Source organism: Leptotrichia sp. (genome assembly GCF_057270615.1).
On sequence record NZ_DBHIXN010000047.1, the window covers coordinates 1 to 15,463 of the forward strand.

Genomic DNA, 15,463 nt, shown 5'->3' on the forward strand with positions numbered 1-15,463 from the left:
TCCCGTATGATGCCCATTGGTCTACATGCTCTGACATAGTTGATGACGGAGTAATCGGATAAATTCCAGCAACTTCCGTGAATGCATAAGCTATGTGTGCTGCAGCTTGGTTACCATCCATTGTTTTCATATTTTTTGTCATTTTTCCCTCCAAAATTAAGAAATTTTATAACTATTTTACTTTAATAGTAACGCCGTTCTAAAATCAAACTTAAAAGCTACGGCTATTTATTCAAATTTCTATTTTTCATTTGTTTGATTTTTTAGAAATTTGAATTTGTTATAAAATTACAATTACATATACAATTATATATTTTCTAGTTCAAATTTGCAATTATTTTTTGACTTTTCTTTTTCCTTTTATTTAATATTTTTTCATTAAATCCCTTTTTTAGCAGATTTATGTTCAATAATATTTTTAATAATCAAAATTATTATTGAAATAAGCACTAAAAGCGAAGACACTGCAAACGCTGCTGTTATTGACTCTGATGACCCTGATAAATAGAGAGCATCAATTTCTAACGGTAATGTGAAAGTTCCTCCTCTTGCTTTTGAAAGTGCATTTACTGCACCAAATTCTCCTAATGCTCTTGCTGTACAAAGAATTATTCCATAAAGTAATCCCCATTTTATATGCGGTAACGTTATTTTTCTAAAAATTGTGAACCCATCTGCTCCCATTAGTGCCGCTGCTTCTTCCTCATCTTTTCCTTGTGCATTCAAGATTGGAACTATTTCCCTTGAAATAAATGGAAATGTTACAAAAACAGTTGCTAAGATTACTCCTGGAATTGCGAATACTATTTTTATATCTAATACAAAAAATTTATTCAATGCCGTAATATACGGTGCTGCCCAACCCATTCTTCCAAAGGTCATAATGAAAGCAAGACCTGCAATTACTGGTGAAATTGAAAAGGGGATGTCTATTAGTGTAGCTAAAATATGTTTCCCACGAAAAGAAAATTTTGTGAGAAGCCATGCTGCCGTTATTCCGAAAAAAGTATTTATAATTAGTGCTGAAATTGTTGCAATTATCGTCACTTTCAAAGCTGATAAAACATATTTGTCAGTTAAACTTTTTATGTAAAATGCCCAGCCTTTTTGAAGTGAATTTATGATGATTGCTATTAGTGGCAATACTAGCATAATTCCAACAAATAGGACACTTATTGTTATTAATACATATTTTATCGTGTTATTTTTTTTATCCATTTCCTTTCCCCTTTCCTAAATATTGTTTGTTCGCTTAAATTGGTTCATTTGAACTAAGTTTATTAAAAATAAAAGTATGAATGAAAATATTAGCATTACTAAAGCTATAACAGTTGCTGAAGGATAGTCAACATAATTTAATTTTTGCATAATTACGTAGGAAATAACTTGTGTGTGCTCTTTTAGGCTGTTTCCTGAAATATAAATTACGCTTCCGTATTCTCCAATTCCTCTCGAGAATGCAAGTCCAAATCCTGTTAAAAGTGCAGGTTTTATTTCTGGAAAAATTACTTTCCAAAAAGTTGTTTTTCTATCTGCACCTAATATATACGCTGCTTCTTCGTACTGATTATCTAGTTTTTCCAGTATCGGCTGAACCGCTCTTACCACAAAAGGAATTCCAACGAAAATTAATGCTATTATTATTCCAATGTGAGTGTATGAAATTTTTATTCCAAATTTTGCAAAATATCTTCCAACAATTCCAGTGTCAGAATACATTTTTGAAAGCGTAATTCCTGCAACTGCGGTAGGCAATGCAAAAGGTAATTCCAACATCCCATCTAAAAATCTTTTTCCAAAAAAATCATATTTTATAAGTACCCATGCCAAAATTACTCCGAAAATACAATTTATAATGGCGGCAATGAATGAACAGCCAACACTTGTAAAAAGTGCACTTAAAACTGCCTTTTCTGTTATAAGCTGCCAAAATTCAGAAGATGACAATCGAAAGGAATAGACTAATATTGAGGCTAAAGGTATCAATATTAAAATTGACAACATTGCCAGTGATATTCCAAATGTCAGTCCAAAACCTGGAATTACAGTTTTTTCTTTTCTTTTTAAAGCTAATATTTTCATTTTTCACTCCTTTCATTTAAAACCTTTTTTATTTTTAATGTTCATAAATTTTATCAAATAATGCACCTTCATTGAAAAATTTTTCATATGCTTTTTTCCATCCACCAAAATTATCTATTTTCGTCAATTTCATATTTAAATCAAATTTATTTCCATATTTTTTTAAAACTTTTTGGTCATAAGGTCTATAACCACTTTCAGCAATTATTTCTTGTGCCTTTTCAGAATATAAATATTTCAAGTATTCTGTGCTTATTTGATAAGTTCCATCATTTTTTGCGATTTTATCGACTACTGCGACTGTCGGCTGAGCTAAAATACTCACACTCGGATAAATAATTTGATATTTATCAGGATATTCCTTAACCGTTGCAATCGCTTCATTTTCCCACGCAATTAACACATCTCCCTGATTATTTTCCACAAAAGTTGTAGTCGCTGCCCTTGCTCCTGAATCCATTATAGCCACATTATCATAAATACTCTTTACAAAACTTTTTATTTTATTTTCATCTTTTCCATATTTTTCAAGTCCATAAGACCATGCTGCCAAAAAATTCCAGCAAGCTCCTCCACTACTTTTGGGATCAGGTGTTATTACTTTTACTCCTTTTTTTGCTAAATCGTTCCAATCCTTGATATTTTGTGGATTTCCTTTTCTTACAAGAAAAACGATTGTTGAGGTATACGGAGAAGAGCTGCCTGGAAATTTATTCACCCAGCCTTTTTCTAGTAAATCTACTTTCTCAAGAAGTGCTACATCATTTTCCAAAGCTAATGTCACAACATCCGCATCAAGACCTTCAATTACAGAACGTGCTTGCGATCCCGAACCTCCGTGTGACTGGATAATATTCACATCCTTTCCATACTTTTCCTTGTAATATGCCTTAAACAGCCCATTATATCTCTCGTACAATTCACGGGTAGGATCATAGGAAACATTCACAATTTCCATTTTTTGCTTATTTTTTCCAATTTTACTGTTTTGTCGCATAATCCCTACAAAATAAAGTAAAATTATAATTGCAACAAATATCACTGGTATTTTCAATTTTTTTAGCATATTTCCCTTCTCCTTTCCCTTTTTATTTATTTTATTTTCATATTTTTTAATTTAATAATCTAAATTTAAATCACGTAAAAACTATCTCCACTTACTATTCTTCTATAAGTTTCAAATTTCGCCCATTTTTTATGAATTTCCACTTTATTTTTATTTTGATTATGGTCTGCAAGATAATTTTTCATATCTTCTCTCGTTTTTATCTGCAATCTAAATCCTGCTTCATCTAGCACTGGAAGTCCTGTAAAGTGATAATCTTCCAATCTCACAATATCAAAAATCTTACGATCTCTAACTAAAACTGCCGCTTCGCTTTCAAGTGAAATAATGTCAAAATATTGCGGATATTCAAAGCTATCTCCTTTTTGAGGCACAATATCACCTACATGATACGTTTTTTCTCCTGTTTCTTCTTTAGACATTCTTGCATTTTCAAAATCAAAATACAATTCTTCAAAAATATATCCACCAATTTTTATATCGTCTTTTTCAAAATATGGTTTTTCTCCAGTCGTATCAATATTTTCCACTACTCCCGCAGCAGCCGTCTGATGAGAAAGTCTATCAATTAATATCAATTCTCCCAAAGTCTTATTTTTCTTAAACAAATCAACAATAACTTTATCTGAAAATTCAATTTTACAAAGAGCAATTTCATTTTTTGTAATACTTTGTGTTTTAATTTTTTCTCCAGTATTAACATCAATTTTATAAACAATTTCCTTCAATATTGCAGGAAGTTTCTTCGTTCCAAGTTTTGCTAAATATTCTTTTCCTACAATTAACTTATCATCATCCATCCACAATAATGCAGCTTCAACCGATTTTGAAACTGTAAGATTTTTGTTTTTAGTAATAACAGAACCACGGCTCACGTCTACTTCTTTATCCAACTGAATCGTAACAGCTTGTCCTGAAAATGCCTCTTCCACATTTCTATCCCCATTCAAAATCGTTTTCACAGTCGCAGTCTCATTACTTGGCAACACAACAATTTCTTCTCCAACTTTTATAGAACCACTTTCAATTTGCCCTTGGAATCCTCTAAATTCATGATTTGGACGGCAAACTCTTTGAATTGGTACATAAAAATCAGAATTTTTAGTATCTTCTGTTACATCAACTGTTTCCAAATATTCGATAATGCTTTCTTCCTTATACCAAGGCATATTTTCTGATTTTTTAGTGACATTATCTCCTTCAGTTGCACTCACAGGAATTATTTTTATATTTTCCAATTCCAATTCTTTTGCCAATTCCTTCACTTCATCGACAATTTTATTAAATTTCTCTTCACTATAATTTGCTAAATCCATTTTATTTACTGCAAAAACGAAATGACGTATTCCGACCATTGAGCAAATTCTCGCATGTCTTCTCGTCTGTACAAGTACACCTTTTGTAACGTCCAAAAGCAAAATTGCAACTTCGGCAAATGAAGCTCCAACCGCCATATTTCTTGTATATTCTTCATGACCTGGCGTATCAGCCACGATAAAGCTACGTTTATTTGTGGTAAAATAACGATAAGCCACATCAATCGTGATTCCTTGCTCTCTTTCAGCCATCAATCCATCCAAAAGTAGCGAATAATCAATCGCTCCTCCACGTGATCCAACTTTACTATCTAAAATCAATGCTTCCTCTTGATCTGCATAAAGCAATTTTGAGTTATAAAGAATATTTCCAATCAATGTTGATTTTCCATCATCCACACTTCCACAAGTAATAAATTTTAATAATCTCACCATTAAAAATACCCCTCTCTTTTTCTTTTTTCCATGCTTGCTGCCCCACTATCTCTATCAATAACTCTACTTGTACGCTCAGATTCAACTGAACTCAATGTTTCATCAATTATTTCCTCCAAAGTTACAGCATCTGATTCCACAGCACCAGACAACGGATAATCTCCTAGAGTTCTAAAACGAACCATTTTAATTTCAGGCTCTTCGCCTTCTTCCAATCGCATTCTCTCATCATCAACCATGATTAAATTTCCATCTCTTTCCACAACAGGACGTTCTGCTGCCGAGTAAAGCGACACAATTGGTATATTCTCCCTTTGAATGTATTCCCAGATATCTTTTTCAGTCCAGTTAGAAATTGGGAAAACTCTGATACTTTCACCTTTACTAATCTCTGTATTGTAAAGTTTCCACATTTCTGGACGTTGATTTTTGGGATCCCATGCTTGTGCTGCATTTCTAAATGAGAAAATTCTTTCTTTAGCACGACTTTTTTCCTCATCTCTACGACCTCCACCAAATGCTGCCGTAAATCCATATTTATTAAGTGCCTGTTTCAACGCTTGTGTTTTCATAATATCTGTAAACGAAGATCCATGATCAAACGGATTAATATTTTTTTCAACTCCTTCAGGATTGATGTATTCAATCATTTCAATTCCAAGTTCTTTCGCCCTTTTATCACGAAAATTAATCATTTCCTTAAATTTCCAACCAGTATTTACGTGCAGAAATGGAAAAGGCGGTTTTTCAGGATAAAATGCCTTCATAGCCAAATGTAACATAACCGAGCTATCCTTCCCTATCGAATACAGCATAACAGGATTTTCGCATTCAGCTGCAACTTCCCGAATAATGTATATCGCCTCCGCTTCCAATTCATCTAAATGAGATAATTCATTCATATTATAAATCACCCTTTCTTTTTTTATTTTTTCAAACTTATGAATAAAAAAATTTAATATATTATATTTTTCTATATTATTACACATTACATTTGTATAGTCAAGTGTATATACAATTTATTTTTAATTTGTGATAAAAATATTTTTTATGTCAAACTAATTTGCTTTAAAAAAACTCACTACTCAGATTTAGAATAGTGAGAAAAAATACTGCTACATAGCATTATTTTGTATCAAAAAGAATAATACTATAATCAGTATTGTTATTTTTATATACCGTAGCATTTTTGCACCTCCTTTTTACGGAGATACTTAAAATAAGAGATCAAACTTATTTTTAAGCCACTTACATTATATAATAAAATTAATCTAAATTCTACAAAAACTCAAAAAATCATTTTTTTTATTAAAAATTATTATTGTTTTTTTCTCTAAAATGTTGTATAATTAACATAAGAAAATACGTAGCATTTTTGAAAAAAGATCAATTTAGGCTATCCCATAATTGGGGTAGCCATTTTTATTATTCATTATATTTATCAATATTTATTAGCATCTTTTCTATTTATATCAATTTCTTCTACAGTTCCATCTCTTTTTTCAATAATCCATTTTAGAATATCGCCTTCCTCTTTAGTCGTCATCGTACTTCCATTTCCACCAATATCTGCTCCGAGGAAAAATGAAATCGCCTGAACTGGACATTCCTTAACACAGGAAACACATCCCCAGCAATCTTTTGGATACTGCATTACTGCCTTTTTGACCTTCATATCTTCAACTTTTTGCATCTCGATTAAAGTACCTGGACACACTTGCGTACATTTCGTACACCCAATACATTTATACGGATCAATTACTATGCTCATACTTGTCCTCCTTCACAATTTCCCTCGTAAATATTTCCAATTCTCCATCAACCAATCTCGAATTTACATATTTAAAATAATTTTCATCGGTTTCAGGATAATCTAAATTTTCATTAAATGAATGCCATCTAGTTTCTTTTCTAAAGAAAAGATGTCCAATCAACGATTTACAAACCGTCAATCGCTCCTTCAATTCATAAGCAAACATCAAATCATGCATATTATCTGCCGAAAGCTCATCAGAAAGCTCTATCAACTGATCAATTTTCTGTTTTGCCAGTTTCAATTGTTTCTCGTTAAATTGATAATTTGTTGATATTCCACCTGCATACTCATCCATAATTTTCTGCATTCCCTCTTCCATATCTTCAGTTGAAAATCTTCTAGCCTTCGTATTTCTAATTTTTTCATATTGTCCAATAATTTGTTTTTTTTGATTATCCAAAAAGTTTTCCACATTTTCATCAAGTTTTCCACAATTTTTTTCATTATTCAATTTTGAAATTATGTCAAGTGCAGCAATTTCTCCCTCTGCCAATGCTCCTGTAACATATTTTTGTGGACAGCCTCCAGCTACATCACCTGCTGCATAAAGTCCGTTAATCGTTGTTTCTCTATCCGTATTTACCCAAAAGCCACTTGCAGTATGCCCTCCAACAATGTAAGGCTCCGTACCTTCGATTTCCACATCTTGCTCATTTGGATTTTTTCCACTTTCAATCCACTTCAATGTCTGACTTGGTGCCATATTTAAATATGCTTTTAACAAACTATCGCTTTCATCTTCACTAATTCCACTTGTTTTCAAATAACAAGGCCCATTTCCAAGTTGATTTTCTCGCACAGTTCCATAAACACGCTCACTTGTTGTAAGTCCATATTTATCTTCATACACAAATCCTTTAGAATTTATCTGTTTTGCTCCAACCCCTTGAGCAATCGTCCCAACTGGTGCAATTGTATCCTTGCATCTCAAAGCAATAAATCTCATTTCAAAAGTTGTCATCTCAGCTCCTGCCAAAATTCCCATCGCATATCCTGCTCCAGTATTAAATGGCGGATACCACATTTTATGTCGTGAAAATCCAGGATTATTAGGCTTATAAAGCCCAGCAGCCCCTCCAGTCGAAATTATAACTTTTTTTGCCCTTATTACAAATGCTTCCTCTTTTTTTATAGAAAATCCAATAGCTCCATAAACTTTCCCATCTTTTGTGAGCAAGTCCGTAATATTAAGCGTATTTAAAACTTTTACATTTTTAGTATTTTTCACCGCATCAGCAAGTATCGGCTTAAAATTTTCTCCATTTATTTTTATATTTCTATTTCCACGTGCGACATATTCTCCATTTTCATCTTTTAAAATTACAAGCCCCAGTTTTTCCACTTCAGCCGTAATTTCATTAAATCTATTCGCAGCAGTAATTAGCAAGTCATTCCGTACAATTCCATTCGCATCTTTTGTCGCATAATCCACATAATCTTGTGGCACACGCCCTTTTACATTGTAGGCATTTATCGCATTAATTCCAGCCGCAAGACATCCGCTTCTTTTAATATTCGCCTTTTCAGCCACAATCACTGACAAATCAGAATTTTTCCCAATTGTAATCGCTGCATAACAACCAGCAGTCCCTCCACCGATAATCAAAACATCAGTTTCAAGCTCCTTAATTTTCAATTTTTTCTTTTTTTCTCCACTTTTACTGTTTTCTTCCATAAGATCACCCCATAGCCAATGTACTATCTAAATAGCGCTGATTTTATTTAAATTTATTGAATAAATATTTTTCCATTTGCCTTTATATTATTTTATTTTTTTTATGCAAAGGGGAACAATCGCCATCCCCTTTGCAATCCCCGCTTGTCTAAGCATTTTTTGAAAACAAAATCGAAACTCGCTATCGCTCAAACAGTCGATTTTATTTCCAAAAAATCACGACAAATTTAATTTAATTACGGTAGTTATTTAACTAAAAAATTTATTAAATAATAACATCATTTTGATTTTTAATATTCGCATTTTCCACAAGTTCCACTTTTTCATCTTCACCAAAAGCATATGCCCTGTAAATATAAATATTCACTTTCTCATTCACAGAAACCGATTCTTCCTCAATTTTACGATTCCCTTTTATCAAAACTCCGTTTATTCTAACACCAATTTCAACCTCTTTCCCACGAAATAATGTATATTCCACAATTCCAGTTTCAACCGAAGCCGAATACCTAAAACTCTCATTTAATTTTATAACGCTTACATTTTCTGGACGAATAATCGCCTTTTGTCCATTTTCTAAATTTTCAAAACCTTTAAATTTATTAATATTTTCCAACTCTGTCGGATTTCCCATGAATTTTGCTACAAACGCAGTCTTTGGATTGGTATAAATTTCTTTCGGCGTCCCAATTTGCTCGATTCTTCCTCGATTTGTAACAATAATTTCATCCGCTACTTCAATTGCTTCTTCCTGATCATGAGTCACAAAAATGCTTGTAATTCCCACTTTATCAATCGTTTCCCGTAACCAGTTCCTAAGATCCTGCCTAACTTTCGCATCAATCGCCGCAAAAGGTTCATCAAGCAACAATATTTCAGGATTTGGAGCCAACGCCCTTGCAAAAGCCACTCTTTGTCGCTGTCCTCCCGAAAGTTGATTTGGATACCGTTTTCCAAGCCCTTTAATATTCACAAGTTCCATCAATTTCTCCACTCGCTCTTTAATGACCGACTTTTTCTCCTTCGCAATTTTCAACCCAAAAGCAATATTATCAAAAACCGTCATATAACGAAACAATGCATAATTTTGAAAAACGAAACCAATCCCTCTTTTACTAGGTGAAACATCATTCACGACTTTCCCATCAATCACAATTTCCCCAGAATCAGGTGTTTCTAATCCAGCAATCATTCGTAAAATCGTAGATTTCCCACTTCCTGAAGGTCCTAATAATGCCACTAGTTTCCCTTTTTTTATTCCTAAATTGATGTCATTTGACGCTTTATAGTCGTTATACATTTTATTTATATTTTTTAATTCAACATACATATATTCCCTCACACTTTTTCATTTTACCAAGCCTTTTCGGCATCAATTTTACGAAATTCATTAAAATCAACATTTTCTACTTCAATTTCTTTGTAATCTTCAATTAATCCAAGAAATCTATCTTCATTTGCAAATTTTTCAAATTCAATATTTTCATTTTTTATAATATTTGCAATATCTTCAAGAAAATATGGTATTTTGCTTGCTTTTATTTCTCCCACAATTTCATTTAGTTTTACAGTTTTACCTGTAAATTCTCCTCTTGCAAAAATTGCAAAATATTCTCCGTCCTTTTTACGTCTTCCACTAAATCCAAGACGTGCAATTTGAGGTGTTGCACATGAATTTGGACATCCAGCAATTCTTATTTGTGGCAAGTAATTTGTAAGCTCTCTTTTTTCATCATTGTCAAAAAATTCAAAAATATAGTCTAATATTGGCGGAGTATCTAAAATTCCAACATTACAAGTTGTACTTCCGATACAAGAATATGAACTGTAAAATTCATTTCCTCCGTAATATTCGCTCATAATTTCTTTTAATTTTAAAACATCTTCTTTTTTAAGTCCACGAACCAAAATACTTTGAAAACTTGTAAGTTTCAATTCAACTTTGTAATCCAAATTTTTTACAAACTCAATTAATTTTTCTCCATCTTCCTTATAAATATTTCCTCTTACAGGTCTTAAATAATATCCATATTCTCCTTTGTACTTCCCTGCTACAATATTTCTATCACTTTTCACAAATTCATCATTTTCAGAATTTTCATCTGTACTTTCTTCACTAGAAAATATTTCTGTTTTTTTCAAATTTTTTTCTTTATCTAAAATTTCTCTTTCATCAAGTAATTTTCTCGTATAGATTTTAAGACTGTCTCCTTTTTCAGCATAAAAATTAGAGATGTATTCATTGCATAATTCCAAAAATTTTTCTTCTCCCAAATTCAGTAAAACATAACGAAGTCTTGCTCTAGCACGAATTTTACGGTTTCCATGATCGTTAAACACATTTCTTATTGCATGTATATAATATAAAATTTCATCTTCTTCGATAAATTCTCTCAAAATAATAGCATTAGTTGAAATTGGTCCCAATCCACCTCCAACATATACTCTAAAACCTTTTTTCCCATCTTGAATCACCGCTTGAAATCCAATATCGTTTATTTTTACATAAAGTGAATTTTCTTCTTTGTTAGAAAAAGCGATTTTGTACTTTCTTGGCAGATGCATAAATGTACGTCCATCTAAAATATAATCTGTCACAATTTTTGCATAAGGCGAAACATCAAAAACTTCTTCTTCAAATCCAGTTGTTTCAGGAGTAATTACTGCTCTTGTAGAATCTCCGCAAGTTGCCTTTGTAAAAAATCCTCTTTTTGAGATAACTTCCAGCAGTTCTGGTAAATTTTCTTTTTTTATTCCGTGCAGCTGAAAATCTTGTCTAGTTGTAAGATGAAGCCTTTTATCACAATACTTTTGCACCGTATCTATCAAATATTCAAAATCTTCTATATCAATCTTGCTCTCAAAAAAACGAGGTCTTATCATAAATGTCCCTTTTTTTCTTCCCTCAGTATACAATGCAAATGAAGTTCTAACCGCATTCCACTCCTTTTCTTTTTCAGGATCATTCAATGATTCTCTTGTCAGATTTATAATAAAATCCAGTTCTTTTTTTTCTCTTTCTGCTTCATAATTTTCAATTTTCTCAAAATTATCCAGTTTCATCTCCCAACCATTCCTTTCTTTTTCACAAATTTCTAATTTTAGTAACTTTTCATAAATTTTTCTCTCCAATAAAATTCTATAGTAAAACTGAACTCAAAATTTATAACTATTTTAGTCTAAATCTAAATAATTTTGAATCGTCTTGAGTATAGCATCAAATTTCAAAATAGTCTTTATTTATATTAATTATCAACATATTTGTATCTACAATTATATTTTATCACTTTTGTAAAAAAACTTCTACAAATAATATTACTTTGATAGTCAAAATTTATATTCAAAATTTTTTCAATACTAAACTTCATTTAACAAAACAAAAATTATATTTTATTTTAATTTCTAGTAAAATTGCTTTAAAAGCAAACTTAAAGGCTATGACTATTTACTGAAACTCTGAGTTTATATAATTTTAAATGAGTTTATAAAAGATTTTGATCTCTTGCTAAATGGAAATCTATAATAGTTCTATTATACTAATGAAAAATTACATAATAAAAAAAACATATTACAAAAGCATAACAGTTACATTTATAATAAAAAAAATATTATTTTAGTAATATTATGAAACCCAAAATATAAATTTTTATTTATCACTAAACACTTTGCTCCATAAAAAAAATAATTTATAGTTGTAAAAATCAAAAAAAAATGCTAAAATACGAAAAATGCAATGATTAAAAGTCAAAATATATAAAAATAAAAAATGGAGGAGTATAATGACAGAATTAGAAAAATCAAAAGCAATTATTCAATATATTGCTGATGCCAAAAAATCTACACCTGTAGAGCTTTATACAGATGAAGAAATAAAAAACGCTTATTCTTGTAAAGTCATCGGAAAAGACGGATTAAAAGTAGTTTTTGGAGATTGGGATGAAATTGATAAAATTATTAAAGAAAATAATCTTACTAATTATTATCTAAAGAATGACAGAAGAAATTCTGGTGTTCCTATGCTTGACATTAAAAACATTAATGCAAGAATTGAGCCTGGAGTATTTATCCGTGATAAAGTAAGCATCGGAGACAGAGCAGTTATTATGATGGGAGCTGTTATAAATATCGGTGCTGAAATCGGCGAAGGAACAATGATTGATATGAATGTTGTTCTTGGTGGACGTGCAAAAGTCGGAAAAAATTGTCATATCGGTGCGGGTGCAGTGCTTGCGGGAGTTATTGAACCGCCTTCAGCTGATCCCGTAGTTATCGAAGATGATGTAGTTGTAGGAGCAAATGCAGTTGTGCTAGAAGGTGTAAGAGTCGGAAAAGGATCTGTTGTTGCAGCAGGTGCAATTGTAACTGAAAATGTACCTGAAGGTGTAGTTGTAGCTGGAACACCTGCAAGAATTATAAAAGGTGTTGATGCAAAAACTGCTTCAAAAACAGAATTAGTTGATGCTTTAAGAAATATTTAACACTATCTTTAAATATTATTTTTTTAATTTTATTTAAAAAAAACATTTTATTAAAATTTTTTATATTTCTTTACTAAGTTAAATCAAATATAAAAATGATATAATAATTTGTAATTAGATATGTAAAATCGGATATTTACAAAAAATCTATGTAAATTTATTCTTTATTTGATTTTTGTAAATTATCTGTCAAATTAATTAGGAGGAGAAATGAAAAAACTATTACTAATAGGAGCCATTTTGGTCACAGGAGCCATCTCATTTGCTGATGGAAAAACAGATTATGAAAAAGCAATTAAATTAGCTGGAGAAAATAAAGTAACGGATGCTGTAAAAGTATTAGAAGGCGTTGCAAAAGGAACAGATGCTTCTTATGCACAAAAAGCAAATCTTGAATTAGGAGCATATTACTTAAAAGATAATAAAATAGCTCAAGCAAAACCTTATTTGCAAGCAGCTTGGGGAAATGGACAATCTACATCTCCAGAAGCAATTGAAGCTGCAAGATTACTTTATCTTGTAGGAATCCAACAAAAAAATAAAGCTGATGCTGAAAAATACATTATCTGGACAGATGAAAAATCTGGTGGAAATAATGCTGATGTAGTATCAAGTTTAATTATTTTCTACTTTGACAACAATGAACAATCAAAAGGAACTGCAAGATATAACAAAGCTGTACAATCTGCAAATAAAGATTTCGTAGCTGAAGTTAATTACAATATTGGACAATATTATTTAACAAAAAATAATACTGCACAAGCAAAATCTTATTTACAAAAAGCCTATACAGGAGCTTCAGATCGTGTAAACGGAGCAGGAATCTTGTTATCTGAAATTGCAATGAACGAAAAAAATCCAGCACAAGCTGAAAAATATTTATTAGAAATGAATAAAGCTGCAAATGGTAAAAACGGACAAATTCTTGAAATACTAGGAACTTACTATTTACAACAAAATAATCCAGCAAAAGCTGAAGAATTTTTGACAAAAACAGTAGCTGCAGAACCTAAAAATTCAGCTGCAAAAATATTACTTCTAGGAATTTACGAAGTACAAAATAACACAGCAAAAGTAAATTCAATTTACAACCAATTAAAATCAGCATCACCAAAAGTAACAAACAGACAAATTGGAACTTATTTTGGAAGTGTTGGGGCAGGATCATTAGCTGAAAAATACTTGCAAAAAGCAATAAATGAAGATAAAGATAATGCTGCAAAAGTTGTTTTAGGTCAAGTTTATGCAGGATTAGGTAAAAAAGCCGAAGCAATCAAAATTTTACAAGAAGCTGTAAATAATAAAGTAAACGGAGCATCAGAAGTTTTGAAACAAGTTCAAGCAATGAAATAATAGACAATTAACATAATGAATTGTAAAGGCAATGTATCTTTAACTTTTATAAGTTAAGATAAATTGCCTGTTTTTTTGAAAAATTAATAAAAATAAACTTATAAAGGATGTGAGAACAATAAAAATAAATAAAATATTACTAATATTAGGATTAATTGGAGCTAGCTTAGAATTAAATGCTGCAACATATAAATCATCAAAACCTTCAGAACTAAGCACAAGAATAAGAAATGCTACAAATTCCCAAAATGTCAAAAATACCACATCAGATGAAATTATTATTCCAAAAGGCTTAAAACCTGGTGATACGATTGGACTAATTGCACCTGCAAACTACACCAACGAAAACAGTAATGCAGAAGTAGAATATTTAAAAAATAGAGGATTTAACGTTGTCTATGGACAATCATTTTATTCAAAATGGTACGGATTTGGAGGTACTGACAATGTAAGAGCCAAAGATATAAACGATATGTTCGCAAATCCTAGTATCAATGCTATTTTTGCTGTACGTGGAGGTTATGGTGGAATTAGAATTGTCGACAAGATAAATTATGATTTAATCAAAAAAAATCCAAAAATCATCTCAGGATTTAGTGACAATACGACATTACTTTTAGCAATTAATGAAAAAACGGGACTTATAACATTTCAAGGACCTATGGCAGATAACTTAAAAAATATTCCGCCCGTTACAGAAAATGCTTTTAATAAAGCATTTATGAGTAATGAATCATATAACTTGCTAGATTTTGATGACACATATTCAATTATGAAAAATGGACGTGGAAGTGGAAAAATTACTGGTGGAAATTTATCCTTGGTAGTTGCAACACTTGGAACTGACCATGAAATTAATACAGATGGAAAAATACTTTTTCTGGAAGAAACAAATGAAGCAAGCTATCGTATAGATAGAATGTTACAGCAGCTTAGACTTGCTGGAAAATTTGACAAATTACAAGGAATCATACTTGGTAACTTTAAAAATCCTAAACAAGCTGATCCTACAGATATGACAATAGATGAAGTATTTTATGACAATTTTGGAAAATTAAATATTCCAATCATAAAAAACTTCAAGTCTGGACACGTAAGACCTTTTATAACCGTTCCAATTGGAGCAAAAGCTAAAATGGATACTTACAACAGACAAATTATTATAGAAAAAGCGACAAAATAACACTAAATTTAACAAAAAGATAGCAAGAAGTCGTAGGCTTTCTATAAGTGGGAGATGAA

The 15,463-nt window shown here is 31.2% G+C and carries 12 protein-coding genes; 3 read left to right on the plus strand and 9 right to left on the minus strand.

All coding sequences use genetic code 11. The features are described from left to right. Positions 1-378: 378 nt before the first annotated feature. The 9 genes from ACO409_RS08195 to ACO409_RS08235 form a co-directional block, all read right to left on the minus strand. Positions 379-1,218, minus strand: a complete 840-nt coding sequence (locus ACO409_RS08195; RefSeq protein WP_485556295.1) for a sulfate ABC transporter permease — start codon at positions 1,216-1,218, stop codon at positions 379-381. 15 nt (positions 1,219-1,233) lie between these two features. Then, positions 1,234-2,082 (minus strand): sulfate ABC transporter permease subunit CysT, encoded by an 849-nt coding sequence (gene cysT / locus ACO409_RS08200; protein WP_485556296.1) that lies wholly within the window; start codon positions 2,080-2,082, stop codon positions 1,234-1,236. 34 nt (positions 2,083-2,116) lie between these two features. After that, the gene (locus ACO409_RS08205; protein ID WP_315048263.1) at positions 2,117-3,148 is read right to left on the minus strand and encodes a sulfate ABC transporter substrate-binding protein; all 1,032 of its coding nucleotides are present in this window, start codon (positions 3,146-3,148) and stop codon (positions 2,117-2,119) included. Between the two features lie 65 nt (positions 3,149-3,213). Then, positions 3,214-4,899 carry a sulfate adenylyltransferase subunit 1 gene (locus tag ACO409_RS08210; RefSeq protein WP_485556297.1) on the minus strand — a complete coding sequence of 562 codons (1,686 nt, stop codon included), beginning with the start codon at positions 4,897-4,899 and terminating at the stop codon, positions 3,214-3,216. Further along, on the minus strand, positions 4,899-5,801 hold the full coding sequence (gene cysD / locus ACO409_RS08215) for a sulfate adenylyltransferase subunit CysD (protein ID WP_291815536.1): 903 nt from the start codon (positions 5,799-5,801) through the stop codon (positions 4,899-4,901). The genes ACO409_RS08210 and cysD overlap by 1 nt, the downstream gene beginning before the upstream one ends. A 539-nt stretch (positions 5,802-6,340) precedes the next feature. Then, entirely contained in the window at positions 6,341-6,670 is a 330-nt protein-coding gene (locus tag ACO409_RS08220) for a 4Fe-4S dicluster domain-containing protein (protein ID WP_147003031.1), read from the minus strand. Further along, on the minus strand, positions 6,654-8,390 hold the full coding sequence (locus tag ACO409_RS08225) for an adenylyl-sulfate reductase subunit alpha (RefSeq protein WP_485556298.1): 1,737 nt from the start codon (positions 8,388-8,390) through the stop codon (positions 6,654-6,656). Before ACO409_RS08225 ends, ACO409_RS08220 begins: the two co-directional genes overlap by 17 nt. 265 nt (positions 8,391-8,655) lie before the next feature. Beyond that, the gene (locus ACO409_RS08230; protein WP_299265133.1) at positions 8,656-9,720 is read right to left on the minus strand and encodes a sulfate/molybdate ABC transporter ATP-binding protein; all 1,065 of its coding nucleotides are present in this window, start codon (positions 9,718-9,720) and stop codon (positions 8,656-8,658) included. A 23-nt stretch (positions 9,721-9,743) separates the two neighbouring features. Then, the gene (locus ACO409_RS08235) at positions 9,744-11,453 is read right to left on the minus strand and encodes a nitrite/sulfite reductase (protein ID WP_485556299.1); all 1,710 of its coding nucleotides are present in this window, start codon (positions 11,451-11,453) and stop codon (positions 9,744-9,746) included. A gap of 716 nt (positions 11,454-12,169) precedes the next feature. On the opposite strand from ACO409_RS08235, the gene dapD reads away from it, so the two are divergent. From dapD to ACO409_RS08250, 3 genes are all read left to right on the plus strand, one after another. Continuing rightward, positions 12,170-12,868, plus strand: coding sequence for a 2,3,4,5-tetrahydropyridine-2,6-dicarboxylate N-acetyltransferase (gene dapD, locus ACO409_RS08240; protein ID WP_485556300.1), 699 nt, complete (start codon positions 12,170-12,172; stop codon positions 12,866-12,868). A gap of 210 nt (positions 12,869-13,078) precedes the next feature. Next, on the plus strand, positions 13,079-14,221 hold the full coding sequence (locus tag ACO409_RS08245; protein ID WP_485556301.1) for a tetratricopeptide repeat protein: 1,143 nt from the start codon (positions 13,079-13,081) through the stop codon (positions 14,219-14,221). Positions 14,222-14,330: 109 nt separating this feature from the next. Beyond that, positions 14,331-15,404, plus strand: a complete 1,074-nt coding sequence (locus ACO409_RS08250) for a S66 peptidase family protein (RefSeq protein WP_485556302.1) — start codon at positions 14,331-14,333, stop codon at positions 15,402-15,404. Positions 15,405-15,463 lie beyond the last annotated feature (59 nt).

Bases quoted from the DNA above. Each gene is read 5' to 3' on its own strand.
- ACO409_RS08195 (WP_485556295.1), bottom strand. From the start codon at position 1,218: ATGGATAAAAAAAATAACACGATAAAATATGTATTAATAACAATAAGT.
- cysT (WP_485556296.1), bottom strand. From the start codon at position 2,082: ATGAAAATATTAGCTTTAAAAAGAAAAGAAAAAACTGTAATTCCAGGT.
- ACO409_RS08205 (WP_315048263.1), bottom strand. From the start codon at position 3,148: ATGCTAAAAAAATTGAAAATACCAGTGATATTTGTTGCAATTATAATT.
- ACO409_RS08210 (WP_485556297.1), bottom strand. From the start codon at position 4,899: ATGGTGAGATTATTAAAATTTATTACTTGTGGAAGTGTGGATGATGGA.
- cysD (WP_291815536.1), bottom strand. From the start codon at position 5,801: ATGAATGAATTATCTCATTTAGATGAATTGGAAGCGGAGGCGATATAC.
- ACO409_RS08220 (WP_147003031.1), bottom strand. From the start codon at position 6,670: ATGAGCATAGTAATTGATCCGTATAAATGTATTGGGTGTACGAAATGT.
- ACO409_RS08225 (WP_485556298.1), bottom strand. From the start codon at position 8,390: ATGGAAGAAAACAGTAAAAGTGGAGAAAAAAAGAAAAAATTGAAAATT.
- ACO409_RS08230 (WP_299265133.1), bottom strand. From the start codon at position 9,720: ATGTATGTTGAATTAAAAAATATAAATAAAATGTATAACGACTATAAA.
- ACO409_RS08235 (WP_485556299.1), bottom strand. From the start codon at position 11,453: ATGAAACTGGATAATTTTGAGAAAATTGAAAATTATGAAGCAGAAAGA.
- dapD (WP_485556300.1), top strand. From the start codon at position 12,170: ATGACAGAATTAGAAAAATCAAAAGCAATTATTCAATATATTGCTGAT.
- ACO409_RS08245 (WP_485556301.1), top strand. From the start codon at position 13,079: ATGAAAAAACTATTACTAATAGGAGCCATTTTGGTCACAGGAGCCATC.